13 protein-coding genes are annotated in these 12,998 nt (G+C 39.5%); 2 read left to right on the top strand and 11 right to left on the bottom strand.

Features of this window, described 5'->3' with window-relative positions; translation table 11 throughout:
* Nucleotides 1–95 precede the first annotated feature (95 nt).
* The 6 genes from XEN7305_RS02220 to XEN7305_RS02195 form a co-directional block, all read right to left on the bottom strand.
* The gene (locus XEN7305_RS02220) at nt 96–1,064 is read right to left on the bottom strand and encodes a DUF362 domain-containing protein (protein WP_006507701.1); all 969 of its coding nucleotides are present in this window, start codon (nt 1,062–1,064) and stop codon (nt 96–98) included.
* Between the two features lie 72 nt (nt 1,065–1,136).
* Nucleotides 1,137–2,156, bottom strand: a complete 1,020-nt coding sequence (gene lptC / locus XEN7305_RS02215) for an LPS export ABC transporter periplasmic protein LptC (protein ID WP_144053182.1) — start codon at nt 2,154–2,156, stop codon at nt 1,137–1,139.
* 32 nt (nt 2,157–2,188) lie between these two features.
* Nucleotides 2,189–2,812, bottom strand: coding sequence for an NYN domain-containing protein (locus XEN7305_RS02210; RefSeq protein WP_006507699.1), 624 nt, complete (start codon nt 2,810–2,812; stop codon nt 2,189–2,191).
* Nucleotides 2,813–2,936: 124 nt separating this feature from the next.
* A complete protein-coding gene (gene metG / locus XEN7305_RS02205; protein ID WP_006507698.1) occupies nt 2,937–4,535 on the bottom strand; it encodes a methionine--tRNA ligase in 1,599 nt (532 codons plus the stop codon).
* 536 nt (nt 4,536–5,071) lie between these two features.
* Nucleotides 5,072–5,461, bottom strand: coding sequence for a DUF3110 domain-containing protein (locus XEN7305_RS02200; protein WP_006507697.1), 390 nt, complete (start codon nt 5,459–5,461; stop codon nt 5,072–5,074).
* A 24-nt stretch (nt 5,462–5,485) separates the two neighbouring features.
* On the bottom strand, nt 5,486–5,947 hold the full coding sequence (locus tag XEN7305_RS02195; protein ID WP_006507696.1) for a DUF2996 domain-containing protein: 462 nt from the start codon (nt 5,945–5,947) through the stop codon (nt 5,486–5,488).
* Between the two features lie 213 nt (nt 5,948–6,160).
* Here XEN7305_RS02195 and XEN7305_RS02190 point away from each other — a divergent pair, with 213 nt between their 5' ends.
* Complete coding sequence (locus XEN7305_RS02190; protein ID WP_006507695.1) at nt 6,161–7,009, top strand: phosphate/phosphite/phosphonate ABC transporter substrate-binding protein; 849 nt, start codon at nt 6,161–6,163, stop codon at nt 7,007–7,009.
* 158 nt (nt 7,010–7,167) lie between these two features.
* Here XEN7305_RS02190 and XEN7305_RS02185 read toward each other — a convergent pair whose 3' ends face one another.
* From XEN7305_RS02185 to XEN7305_RS02175, 3 genes are all read right to left on the bottom strand, one after another.
* Complete coding sequence (locus tag XEN7305_RS02185) at nt 7,168–8,259, bottom strand: phosphotransacetylase family protein (protein ID WP_006507694.1); 1,092 nt, start codon at nt 8,257–8,259, stop codon at nt 7,168–7,170.
* Nucleotides 8,260–8,306: 47 nt separating this feature from the next.
* A complete protein-coding gene (gene ebsA / locus XEN7305_RS02180) occupies nt 8,307–8,681 on the bottom strand; it encodes a type IV pilus biogenesis protein EbsA (RefSeq protein WP_006507693.1) in 375 nt (124 codons plus the stop codon).
* A 187-nt stretch (nt 8,682–8,868) separates the two neighbouring features.
* A complete protein-coding gene (locus tag XEN7305_RS02175) occupies nt 8,869–10,854 on the bottom strand; it encodes a DNA phosphorothioation-associated putative methyltransferase (RefSeq protein WP_006507692.1) in 1,986 nt (661 codons plus the stop codon).
* 29 nt (nt 10,855–10,883) lie between these two features.
* Between XEN7305_RS02175 and XEN7305_RS02170 the strand changes: the two genes are divergently transcribed.
* On the top strand, nt 10,884–11,642 hold the full coding sequence (locus XEN7305_RS02170; RefSeq protein WP_006507691.1) for a nucleoside phosphorylase: 759 nt from the start codon (nt 10,884–10,886) through the stop codon (nt 11,640–11,642).
* A gap of 3 nt (nt 11,643–11,645) precedes the next feature.
* Here XEN7305_RS02170 and XEN7305_RS02165 read toward each other — a convergent pair whose 3' ends face one another.
* Both XEN7305_RS02165 and XEN7305_RS02160 read right to left on the bottom strand, forming a co-directional pair.
* On the bottom strand, nt 11,646–12,242 hold the full coding sequence (locus XEN7305_RS02165; protein ID WP_006507690.1) for a transglutaminase family protein: 597 nt from the start codon (nt 12,240–12,242) through the stop codon (nt 11,646–11,648).
* Between the two features lie 58 nt (nt 12,243–12,300).
* A complete protein-coding gene (locus XEN7305_RS02160) occupies nt 12,301–12,702 on the bottom strand; it encodes a hypothetical protein (RefSeq protein ID WP_006507689.1) in 402 nt (133 codons plus the stop codon).
* Nucleotides 12,703–12,998 lie beyond the last annotated feature (296 nt).

Below are 12,998 nucleotides of genomic sequence, written 5' to 3'. Positions count from 1 at the left end.
CAAATTTCGTTAAACTACCGACTATTTGTCGGAATTTTTCCCTAAATCCCGATATCCCCATCTCCCCATCTATCTTTTTTGAGAATGAAACAGCCCTACCTCGCAGTAGAACTAGTATAAGCTTTCATTGGTTCTTGAATAAAACGAATATAAAAATGTTTGAATGTAGAACGCAGTACCCGAGGTAATCCAAAATCGATCGGCATTAAGGCATCAGGTAATTTCCAGTCATCGACTAACAATTCCTCTGGAGTGCAATAAGGAAAAGTAATCTCCTGTAAATCTGGAGATAATCCCAGTCTAGCTTGAGCTGCTAAAGTAGGAACCAAGCTGGGATCGACATTAAGAATTTCAATAAAAGCCCGATCTAAAGCAAAAACATTAGTAGAAGCACCTAAGATTCCTAGATCTCTCGGCTCTCCCCCACTAGGGCCATTCCCTTCATGACCGATAATACCATCTATAATAGTCAGATCTGGCGCGATCGCTTTAGCCGTTTCCACTAACATCTCCCCAAAGCGATCGGCATCTTTTCCCGCTTCCATATGCCACCAAGCCTTCATTTTTCCTGGCACACAACCAAAAAGATTTTTAACTCCCATCGTCATTGTTAGCTGCATATGAGATTTAACTTTGGGAAGATTAATCACCACATCGGCATTAATTGCTTCTTTGGAAAGACGTAGCTGATTAAAGTTTTCATTGTCAGTGTCGTAGCGTTGACCAGAAAACTCAATAATGGGTAAGTCCAATTCTTCACATAAAGGAAGATAACCATTGACCTTGGCAACTCCTTTAGCACTACCAAAAGCTGGACTATCACCCAAGAAAGGTTGACCCCCAGCTTCTATGACTAACTGAGCAACACAATAGACGATTTCTTTGCGGGTAATACATTCTTTAGTAGGACGAGATCCTGTTAGGAGGTTCGGCTTAAGTAAAACGCGATCGCCTTTTTTTACTACTGCCCCCATTCCCCCTAGAGGCTCCAGCAAATATTCAATAGAGGCTCTTAACTCTGGCAGTTCGTAGGATTGAGCACGAACCAAACTTACTTGATGCATATAAAAAATAATATCTAGATAGTTGCTCCTGAATTTTAACTGATAACTGATAACTGTTCACTGATAACTGAATCAAGGTTCATTGTAAACAACATTCCCCGTTGCGGTAACCGTCTGTCCAGGAATGTCCCAGGTTAATTCTTGAGAATGTAACGTAGAGAGCTCGCGATTATCAATACCCTTGACCCCTCCTTGAAGAGTCACAACCTCAGCAATCAAATCAACTTGTCCTTGATTTCCTGTCACATCTAGTTGACGTTGTCGATCCACAACCTGAATCGGCTCCGTTGCAGTAACAAGGCGATTTTGATAATCCCATTGCGCCGCATTAGTCGCAATTTGCAGTTGGGGGTCGAGCGAAATGATTTCGATATTTTGCGATAAGCTTAGAATATTTTGCTGGAGATCAACTTCTCCTCGATCTGCAACTAAGCGGTCGGTGACAATATCTTCTTGGTAACGAACGACTTGCCAAGGCAGATTTCCTATTAATCTTTTTTGAGGTATTTTCCAGAGTAAACGCTCAGTACTCATAATCAAATAGGGATCAACTGCATTGACCACAACCTGGCCTGTTAACTCTAGGTTTTCGCGATCGCTAAAGTATTTGGCTTGGTTGGCAGTAACCTCTAAATTTGAATTATTTACCCGGAGATTTTCGGTAATAATGAGAATATTCTCTTGGGGTCGCCATTCGGCGCGATCGCTGTTTAAAACAATATCACTTCGTGGATCAACTGCCACGACCTTATCTTGTAGCAAAATTAGATTATTGTTGTCGCGAACTTCTCCCTGTTCGGCACTTACCTGTAAGATAATCTTGCCATTATCAATGAGATTGGCAGTTATCTTCTCTAAATAGGCATTTTTTTGGTCAGCACTATAGGTAGCTGTTTCTGATTTAATTTTCCAGGAAAGATTACCCTGATTACTAGACTGCTCCAAGACAGCATCATTTAGCAACAATTGCGTTTCAGAACGACCGGCAATCTCGGTATTTTGAGGACTAGAATTTCCCTGCGGATCTGTGCCTCGACAAGCAACATTCGCCGACAAGCACCAAGCAGCAATGATTATTTTGGCTACCCTCAAAATTTCCGATTTTCTATAGCTAGACAACAGACCTATTTACTAATACTTTTATTTACTACATGCTCATCCAAAAGACCAAATCCTGGAAAACTGTGATAGGATTCACTACTATGTTTACTGGTTTTCTGAATATCAGCTTTGATTTGATCGAGATCTATATAGCGATCGGCCACATTAATCAAACTATCACTAGTCATCGAACGTAAGCTGACCACCTCAACTCTGGCCCCACGATAACTAACTGCATCTACTGCATAGGCAAGATCGCCATCGCCACTCACTAACACCGCAGTATCGTAAGAACCAACTAAGGCCATCATATCAACAGCAATTTCTACGTCAAGGTTGGCTTTTTTTGAGCCATCTGGCAATTGGACAAGATCTTTGGCAATGACACGATAACCATTGCGACGCATCCAAAGCAAAAACCCTTGTTGTTTTTCGTTGGTACGGTCAACCCCAGTATAGAAAAACGAACGCAAAAGTCTTGAGCCAGAAGTCAGACTATGCAACAGCTTGCTGTAATCTATTTCAATGCCCAACTGAAGTGCTGCATAAAACAGATTAGAGCCATCAATAAAAATTGCTACTCTTCCCCGATTTTCCAAAATCTGTTCGGGAGTAAAAATCGTATCCGTTTCAAAATCTTCTAACATTTTTTTAAGCCTCTTCGATTTAGTAAATAGTTATTTAATTGGTCAAACGATTTAATGTTTGAGATGTTTTAAGGACTTGAATTAGTATTTGTGATTGTGGTATTGAAAATAAGAAAAAAAAACTTTAATCCCCTGATGATAATTCCAATTGAGAAAAAATGGGGCGAGCTTTATTAAGATTTCGGTTTGCTGTCAGTTGACCCCACTGAGAATGTTCGGCAAAAATAGCTTTCTGGCCAATTTGATTTTTATTATTAAAATCTAGATCAAAACCTAATTGATGATAAATATCATTACTTAGATTGGGGATAATCGGCGATAAAAGATAGGCAGATAGTCTTATTGATTCCAAGACAGCATAGAGTATATATTCAATTTCTGCTTGTTTTCCCTGCTTGAATAGACTCCAAGGTGCTCCCTCATCGATATATTTATTACTAGCATTAGCCAAGGCCAAAATATCTTCGCACGCTTGTTTAAATTTTAAATTTTCATAAGATTTTGTTACTTCTTGAGATAAATTTTTGCCAATAATTTTTAATGGATGGTCTTCTGGATAATCAGATGCTGTTAATTGAGGGCCATTGCCTTGGCAATATTTATTTAACATGCCTAAGGTTCGATTGAGTAAATTACCCAAATTCTTGGCCAGGTCAGCATTTAAGACCTCAACAAAACGATGTTCATTAAAATCCCCATCCTTGCCCAATTCAATTGCTTTGACAAAGTAGTAACGAACGGCATCAGAACCGTATTTATCTACCAGGGCAAAGGGATCGAGGGTATTTCCCAAACTTTTTCCCATCTTGAGACCATCTTTGGTTAAGAAACCATGACCGAATACTCTCTCTGGTATAGGCAATTTTGCGGCCAAAAGCATGGCTGGCCAATAAACCGCATGAAAACGTAAGATATCTTTACCAATCAGGTGAAGATTTATCGGCCACCATTGAGCAAGGGCATTTTCGAGGTTTGGTTCTTGATCTGGCTCTAGCAGGGCGGTTACATAACCCAAAAGAGCATCAAACCAGACATAGATAGTATGTTTGGGGTCTGTGGGGACAGGAAAGCCCCAGTCCAAATTCACCCGGGAAATCGAAAAATCCTTTAAGCCCTGGTTGACGAAATTTAGAACTTCATTACGACGGCTTGCTGGCTGAATAAAATCAGGGTCATTTTGATAGATTTCCTCCAGTTGGGATTGGTATTTGGAAAGACGAAAAAAATAATTTTCTTCATCACGCCATTCGGCTTTTTTATTAGGATGAATCTGACAGAATTTATCTTCGTTGAGTTCCCTCGCTTCTTTGAATTCTTCGCAAGAAACGCAATACCAGCCTTGTTGTTGGTCTAAATAAATGTCTCCTTGATCCCAAACCCGCTGAAAAAATTCCCTAACGATCGCTTCGTGGTTGGACGCAGTTGTCCGACTAAAGCGATCATACTGAATATTAAGCTTCTCCCAAAGAGCCTCAAAACTCTGGACAATGCGATCGCAATGTTCTTGGGTTGCTACACCCTTTTCTTCTGCGGTACGTTGGATTTTTTGCCCATGTTCATCTGTTCCTGTAATCAGCAATGCTGAATTTCCCTGCAAACGCTGAAATCGGATCAAAACATCAGCGATCATTGTGGTATAGGCGCTGCCAATATGAGGAACATCATTGACGTAGTAAAGGGGTGTTGTGACAACAAACTTATTATTCAATAGAGATTTATTCATTTATGTTGTATTGATAACAAATGAGCCGACCCAGAAGATAAAGATTAAGATAAACTGTTCTGGACTGGATTCATTATGCTAGTGTTTTGAGTATTGCTAATTTTGCCAGTGTTTTTAATGTTTTAAGGAAATAGATAATAAATTTGGTGTTGGTAATTTGAACTACACCTTACAGTATTATTTATTACAGGATTTTTGGTGTACTTCTCGGAAAATACTTAATACTTGTTTGATTTCTTTAACATAGCCTGGGCTAGACTGTAATTTGATTACATTTAATGCTATTGAATTAACATAATTATCGAGAAATAACGAAATGTTAAGACAAGAGTAAGTGAAGGTTAAAAACCCTGAGAGGAACAAACTCAATGTGCATTTTCTCGCTAGCAGCATTGTCTGTAGAATTAGGGTTTCAGGTGGGGGAATAGGGAACAGGGAACAGGGAACAGGAAACAGAAAATGTGCAAAGTTTTCAGAGATTTCTTCAAACCAAATAAGCAACCTCAGTAACTGGATAACTGATGAATGGTCAATGTCTAAAGCAGCCCCTCTAATTGTTGACGTATTCTTTCTAATTCGTTTTGGGCCATAGTCTTGGAGTCTGATTTCGCATCGGCTACTGAAGAGCCCTCCGATTCTTGATCCCAATCGGTTTGTTCGACATTTTTTTCTGGGGGAAGAGCTAATTGCCCTGGTTCAATTAATTCGCTATCATAATCAGCTTTTTCGCAAAAAGCCTTGACCTCTTCCGAGTCAATCTCTTCTACTGTCGGCTCAGGAAAATCCTGAGCTTCCAGCATGATGGCAAAACGAGTTGCATCATCTTCTTCTTGAAACATCAAGACTTTTTGGCGATCGCCAATTTGGATTGTATGAATTCCCTCATTATTGGTTCGGGCATTAAAAAGTAAAATATAGACACGCATTGTAACTAAATAAATTGTGAAAGATTAGTTCCCAAAAAGCCATTTCTGGCCATTTAAACGCTGGACAGTATATAACACCATTAAATCAAGAGTAACTCGGCGCTCATCAATCATAAAAGATTCAATAGTGCTAGGGGTTTGACCATTTGTGGAGGCCGAAAAGGCTTTCGCTCCAGTAATATTTTCTTCGAGGAAGTAAAGATTAAACTGGCGTTGTCCGTTTTGCCAATTACCAATAATCTGCCAGCATTGTTCTTGAGGATCGGCGCCATTAATGGGGAGTCCTTGTTTGCTAAATTGCAAACTCATATCTTCTAATCCTTCAGAGGTGAAGGCTTCCTGAAGTGCGGTAGTAAAATGCTCCTCAATAAATTCTTTAAAAGGTTTATCTTCTAATTTAGGTTTTTTGGCCTTTTTTGCGGCAGGGGCTTTCGCTGCTGCGGGAGTTTTTGCTGCGGGAGTGGATTTTTGTGTTTCTTCTGCCATATTCTCAAAGAATTTATCTAAAGGGCAATCGCTATCGATTTTAATACAAAAACCAAAATAATACCCTCAAAGTTTAGGGATTAAAACAAACAATAAGGCTTACAATTAATTCTGTCTGGATACTTAATGGTTAATTAATCTTAAAGTGACAAAGGCAGAGGGCAGAAGGCAGAAGTTCACTTATTTGGAAAATTAGCGATGGGCTTTAACTAAATGCTGAAAATTAAATTATCTATTTTGGTGGGTGCAATCTTGTTTGGTTGTAGCTCTCCTTCACAGATTAGTACAGAAAGACTGACTATTGGAGTTGTCAGTTATGGCAATGAAGCTAGATCTGTAGACAAATATGAACCTTTGCAAAGTTATTTAGCTGAGCAAACTAATTCGATTGTTGAATTGGAACCAGCCTACAATGAGCTTCAAGCATTAGAACAAATTCAGCGTCAGAGATGGTCTTTGGTCTTTGCACCTCCTGGCATAGCAGCGATCGCAATTAAAGAAGGGCAATATCTTCCTATCTTTACCCTAGAAGGACTAGGCAATCGAGAAAGATCTGTTTTAGTTGTCAAAAAAAATAGCCCCATAGAAGAGCTGGCCGATTTGTCGAATAAAAAAGTAGCGTTGGGAAAACCAGGGTCAGCCACTGGTTATTATCTCCCTTTGTATGATCTCTATGGTTTAACCCTAGCCCAGATTTTTTTTGCCCCAACGCCCAAAGAAGTTTTGCAATTAATCCAAGATGGAGAGGTCGAAGCAGGAGCTTTAGCCGAATCAGAATTTCAAGCTCATCGCTTTGAATTTGAAACTAATTTTCGGGTCTTACGAAAAAGTCGTTTAATTCCTTCGGGAGTGGTAATTTTAAGTCCCGCGATCGAACGCAATCAACAGGAAAATATTAGTGATTCTATGAGAGAAGCTCCAGCCAGTATCGTTAGTGATGCCGGTTATGTAGTGGATTCCCAAGTCCCTGAATATGAAGAATTTATCAAATTAGTCGAAAAAGTGAAACCATTAGAACAGCGAATTCGCCAAACTCCGGCGGTTTTAACAATTGATAATTAACTTGACTTGGCAATTTATAATTCAGTCAAGACTGATGTTAGGTGCTAGGTGGTCCAACAAGTTAATTTATGAAGGGCAAATATTTTCCCTAATTCCCTATTGCCCTAACTCCCCATCACCTAAAACCTAACACCCAATACCTAAAACCTCTCTCCGACTCACTTACTTCCCGGCAATGGGACTAGACCCAACGCGGCACTCAGGCGATCAAAATCAAAATATTGCTTCATCAGCTCACGAATTTGCTGTACTTTAATCGGTTCCCGAATTGGTACTTTGCCAAAAGCAGCATCCACAATTTCTACTGTTGTTAAAGTATCAGAATCTACTGCCAGAATCGGGATTTCGAGATCTTCAGCCCGATTTAAAATTAGTGGCTTGGGAGTAACATTTCCTGTGACAATCAGACAATTGGTTGATGTTTCGAGAGCTGCCATCTGGAGTTCAGTGCGATCGCCACCGGTGACAACTACCATATTTTCCCTTTGCCGAAAATATTCTAAGGCAGAATTAACATTCATCGCGCCAATACTGAGGCTTTCGACCATCAAATCCAAGCGATCCCCACGGCAAAGGATTTTCGCTTCCAATCTTCTTGCCAATTCACGAACACTGACACTGTTGAGCAGTCGATCTTTGGGCAACACGGCCAACACTGGAATATTCTGTTTTTCCAAATAAGGGACGATCAAATTCTGAACATCCTCCCAGTCTTCTGGGGGAACGTCATTAATGGTAATTCCCAACAAGCGATCGCCAAGAAACTGTTTAGCAGTTAATAAACTAGCGACCAAAGATATAGAACTATAGCGCGTTACCAATAAAATCGAGCCATCCACTGCCTTCGCAATTTCAGGAATAGATAAATTAAATAAACTACCTTCCCAAAGGGAGCTTGCCCCCTCAAGTAAAGCTAGTTCCCCCTCAATAGATTGGATATATTCTTGGAGGGCCTGGGCATAATCCTGAGTATCTTTACCGAGCAATCTGCGAGTAATTGTGTCGCGATCGAGATTCAAAAGAGTTGGATGTATCTTCTCAGAAGACAAACCCAAGATGTCTGATACAAAACGAATATCCTTTTCTACAAGCTCTACCGGATTTGTACTCAAACAAGTCCCCAGAGGTTTACCATAAGCAACTTGAATCCCTTGTTCATTTAAATGATGAGTAATTCCCAAGACAGTTGCCGATTTGCCACTATAGGCTTCGATAGAGCCAATCAGAAGATATTTGGCAGGTTTCGCCACTTCCCCACTCCTTAAATTTGATGATTCAGTACGGTTTGACCCTCTCCTTATTCAAATCGCAGTAGTTTCCGATAGAAGCTACGGGGAAAATCTGTAAAGTGAGAGCTCTTAAAGTTCATGATGACATCAATTAGGTAATCAATGAACTCAGAATTGGATAAAGTTACCTCATAACTTAATTCTGCTTGCCCGTCGAATTGTAACCGACAACGAGTCAACTCTGATGGCAGCTTGGATACATACCAACTCGCCACAAAGGGAATGGCCTCTCCTCCTTGGACTTCCCTGTTGCCTTCAAGGGCACCTTGACTATAAAGAGAAATGGCATAGGGTAGCCAGCTTTGCTTATTTTTGCCGTAGTAGGGCATATAGATTACTACTGCTGCTTTTCCCGCAGGTTTTAAAGCTTCAATCGTTGACATAAATAAAAATAGAATATCTGTACTAGTAGATGATTAGGTTGGTGGCGAAACGAAGAATTGAAAATAGGTTTCTTGTTCTCTACGGTTATAACATCTGTTTTCGAGATTTTACCTCTCTAGTTGGACATAAAATCTCCCTGATTAATTATTCCCCAATCCCTTAAAGATAAGCTATTTTATAGTAATCTTAATAAATTTTGTGATCGCGGATTGTGATTTTATTATTTTGTAAGCATTTTTGCCATCCTTGGAGACGACGAATTGCACTAAAATCTGCCAGCAAACCCAGTTCTTGTTCTTGACGAACGAGTTGAGAAAATTTTGCGTAATGAGGGTAATCGGTTGCAACTAAAGAGTCTTTACGATGCAGGATTGGCGGATTGTCATGATCGGAAATGTCATTATAAACAGCGGCAAAATTCTGGAGATCTACCTCCATGGTAGTAGTTAAAGTGGGATGGGCAACTTTGTCAAAGTCTGGATAGTAAAGATAACTGATTTTGGGGCGATTGTAGTATAGCTTGATAATATTGGCGTTTTCTAAGCGACCATAAATCCGACTAGCACTGCCTTCATATACCCTCAGTAATGGAGGTAATTTATCCAAAGCACTCATATGAATTGCGATCGCACCCTGTAATTGTTTGCCAACAGGGCTTTTTTGACAAAGCTCGCCAATCTTCTCTAGATTACTAACTCCCAATAATAAAATATCCGCCAGCAGACAGGCTTGTTTATAACTGATTAATAAGGCTTTAGCATCTTCTTTAATCTCTGAGGCGATCTTCCGAATAGTAGGACGGTCTTGAAAATTTCCTAAAGCTAGATAAACCAATAAATCTTGACGACGTTGTTCCTTAATATCGTCCCATTCTTGTTTGTTAGTTGATTGTAAAATCAATTGAAAGGCACGACGATAGGTTTTAAAATTTTCTTTGATTGCTGCTTCTACTGCTAATTCTCCTTTTACGGGAACGCGACCTCTCTTTGTGTAAAACTCCATTAAGGGAGTCAGTAATTTTTCATGATCTTTAAACTCCTGTTGTTCTCGACAAATTTTAGGAGTTGTGAGGCGAGAAACAAAGCGAGAAGAGCGGAAAATTTCGGCTTGTTTGGCATCACGAAAAACCAGAAAAACTCCCAGATCTACGGCGATCGCATTGACCTCCAGGGTACTATCAATATATGTTTTTAATTCTGCTTGCTCATAATATTTTTGAGCAGGTTTTTGACAGGTTAATACACCATCTTCATAGGCAAGCAACCCTTGTTGTCGATTATTGACTAATACTTGCGCCGCCACAACCAAAATGCTCTTAGTCAAGGACCAAGCTTTCGTCAAAGCTTCTTGTCTTTCCTGGTCGTCTTGAATCACATTGAGGACATAGCCAAAATTAACAATATCGGCATTAATAATGGCATTTTCTGGGGAGTGGTGAGGGTCCCAACCAGAACTGTTGTAACCGCGATCGCGAAGTCGGCTCACATCTTCTCCCTGACCAGAACCATAATCGAAAAAGCTCGTACTGTAATTCAACAATTCTTCTTCTAAAATGACCCTGACAGGACGGGATAACTTAGTACGTGGCGATATTGCCACCTGTTTGTCAATATTAGGCTCTTTTTTGACAGCGTAATTGTTGTTTAGAGGGCAAACTACATGATGTCCGGCAAAATCTAATCCATGATCAAACAATAATCTCTGCCATTGTTGCAATGTTCCGATAATACGAGGATTATCCAAAAGACCTAGGGCGAGTTCCTCGGCGGTTAGTTGCGCAAATTCTTGATATAAAGGGTAATCGGGCGTAACGAAGGCTTCCTTGCCATGCAAAATTGGAGGGTTTTTCGAATTTTGGTATTGACGCTGAAAAACTTGCTTAGTATTTAAATGAACTATGATAGTTTTTTGTAATTTGGGATGGGGGTCGCAATCAAAATCAGGGTAATATAAATAGGATATTTTGGGTCTGTCTGTTGCAAACTTGACTATAGTTGCCGACTCAGCAATTTCTGCCAATGCACTAGCTTCTTTTTCGTATTGTTGTAATATTGGGTCAAGCAATCCCAAAGCATCAGTATGAATATAAAACGCATTGGGCAATAATTTACCTATTTTACTTTTCTGACACACATCCGCGATCGCCGCAAACTCATTCGTTATCACTTTCATAATTCATCATCTATCAATTCATGATTTAAATGCCCTATCATATCGGTTTTGAAATAGCAGATTTAGGAGATAACAAGCCCGAGATAGCCATATTATCGGGAGAACCAGAGAGAACTGGGAAAATTGCTAACACTTATTTACAAAACGTCAAATTACTTTCTAAATACCGTGGACTTCATAGTTATCTAGGTGATCTAACCCCAAAGCAATCAATTCTCGTGGCGACCAGTGGCATGGGTGCGCCTTCAACTACCATTGTGGTCAACGAATTGATTCAAGTAGGCATCAAAAAAATTATTCGCGTTGGTACCTGTGGGGCAATTCAATCACAGATTCAAGTTGGGGATATTGTGATTTCCCAAGCTGCCCTATGTCGTCAGGGTGCGGCCAATGACATCGCTCCACCAGAATATCCTGCCGTTGCCGATCCTTTCCTCACAGTGGCCTTAGCCCAAACAGCTCAGAAGTTAGGCGTTGCCTATCATCTGGGGATTACTGCTTCTGTCGATACTTTTTATGAAGGGCAAGAAAGAATTATCTCTTCAGCTAATCCCCATTTACAATCTCATCTGATAGGAATTACCGAGCAATATGGCAATTTGAATATTCTGAACTATGAAATGGAAGCTGGGGTTTTATTTAAAATGGCTGGAGTTTATGGTTTTAAGGCAGCTTGTGTTTGTGCGGTAGTTGCCCAAAGAAATAACCAAGAAAATATTATCTTGGCTGATAAGGATTTGGCAGTCTCAAGAGCCATTAAAGTAGCAATTGAAACAATTGGAAATTAAAAATTAGTGATTTAAAGATTGGAAGAACCTTGGTTGGAGATCTGGTAGATTGTTGAGTAAATCTTGCCAAGTTGTATGGGTTTGCAAGGCTTGGATAATTTCTGGTAAGGGTTCAGAAAATATATGTTGACAATCTACTTCTTCAGGAAATTTTATTCGGAAAGCTAACTTCTCTTGTGGCGGGATGAATTGAGCATCTACACCTATTTTATTTCCTCTAGGGTCAAGACGATACCAACCATCACTTGGTAAATAAACAGCGTTTAATCCATGCAAACAATAGGGTGCGCCGTCGTCATTAACACTTAATCGTTGATAACAAAATCCTGCGGGAATTGAATTTGCTCTTAATAATGCAGCTAGCAAATGACTTTTTGCATAACAATAGCCCGTTTTATATTGCAAAACCTCAGACGCGCGACAAGTTAGAGGATTCATTTTATGGTCACTACTGTGATATATCTCATCACGAACCCATTCAAAACAAGCCTGTACAGTTGCTTCTATATTGGCTTTTCCTTGAGATAAGAATTGGGCTAATTGTAAAATTTCAGGATTTTGCCAATCAATAATATCTGTTGCTTGTAAATATTTTTGCATGAGCCATAAATCAGTAGAGACATAAAATTTTACGTCTCTACAAAGTTTGTGATGATATTTATTTGAAACGACAAGAGATGCTGGGAGGAATTCCAAGTTTGACATCAATAACTAGGTCTTTCAAAATCGAAATATAAGCTCCTTCAAGTTTCTGATGAACGCTTTTTGCCATTAATACCGCTTTAAAGATTGCTACCAAAAGTTTATTATTATCATTTTCGGCAATTAATCTTTCAACGGTTTCATCTTTAATATCCTCAATTGAACCTACTAAAGAGGCTTGTATTTGCGGGAGCAAACCTGCTTCAATATTAAAGCTGGCGATACTTAGGCCCAATTCTTCGGCAAAAGGCATCATCTTATTGAACTCATCGATGATTGCATCGATTTTCTCTTCTCCAGCGGCAGCGACTTCCCCTGCTTTACCTTTTACTTGATTAGTTAGCTTGTTAAATACCAAAGTTCAAAACCTCTCTTAAACACATCAGATGTTAGAAGAATAGATAAGCTATTCAGTCTAAATAAATATAGACCATCTTTTGTATTAGCATCTTAAGTCTAAAGAATAAATTTTCAATTTTCAAACTCGCGCGTTCCTTAGCGAATTACAAATCCGCCCTCTTGGTCAACGTGAGTTCGATAAGTACAAAAGACCTCTTGCAAAATAGATAAGTATTTAAATTATTGTCACAACAAGAAATTTTAAGCTGATAATGATAGTTCGTAATTGTAAATAGCGGAGAGAAGGTTACAACG

Origin of the sequence: Xenococcus sp. PCC 7305 (genome assembly GCF_000332055.1) — a bacterium.
In the GTDB taxonomy this organism is placed as follows: domain Bacteria; phylum Cyanobacteriota; class Cyanobacteriia; order Cyanobacteriales; family Xenococcaceae; genus Xenococcus.
The sequence above is the reverse complement of the archived record's forward strand: the minus strand, read 5'-3'. Positions and strand labels throughout refer to the sequence as shown.

What these genes read in the sequence shown, in the direction of transcription:
- XEN7305_RS02210 (WP_006507699.1), bottom strand. Translation starts at nt 2,812, where the DNA reads ATGTTAGAAGATTTTGAAACGGATACGATTTTTACTCCCGAACAGATT.
- metG (WP_006507698.1), bottom strand. Translation starts at nt 4,535, where the DNA reads ATGAATAAATCTCTATTGAATAATAAGTTTGTTGTCACAACACCCCTT.
- XEN7305_RS02190 (WP_006507695.1), top strand. Translation starts at nt 6,161, where the DNA reads ATGCTGAAAATTAAATTATCTATTTTGGTGGGTGCAATCTTGTTTGGT.
- XEN7305_RS02170 (WP_006507691.1), top strand. Translation starts at nt 10,884, where the DNA reads ATGCCCTATCATATCGGTTTTGAAATAGCAGATTTAGGAGATAACAAG.
- ebsA (WP_006507693.1), bottom strand. Translation starts at nt 8,681, where the DNA reads ATGTCAACGATTGAAGCTTTAAAACCTGCGGGAAAAGCAGCAGTAGTA.
- XEN7305_RS02165 (WP_006507690.1), bottom strand. Translation starts at nt 12,242, where the DNA reads ATGCAAAAATATTTACAAGCAACAGATATTATTGATTGGCAAAATCCT.
- XEN7305_RS02195 (WP_006507696.1), bottom strand. Translation starts at nt 5,947, where the DNA reads ATGGCAGAAGAAACACAAAAATCCACTCCCGCAGCAAAAACTCCCGCA.
- XEN7305_RS02200 (WP_006507697.1), bottom strand. Translation starts at nt 5,461, where the DNA reads ATGCGTGTCTATATTTTACTTTTTAATGCCCGAACCAATAATGAGGGA.
- XEN7305_RS02175 (WP_006507692.1), bottom strand. Translation starts at nt 10,854, where the DNA reads ATGAAAGTGATAACGAATGAGTTTGCGGCGATCGCGGATGTGTGTCAG.
- XEN7305_RS02220 (WP_006507701.1), bottom strand. Translation starts at nt 1,064, where the DNA reads ATGCATCAAGTAAGTTTGGTTCGTGCTCAATCCTACGAACTGCCAGAG.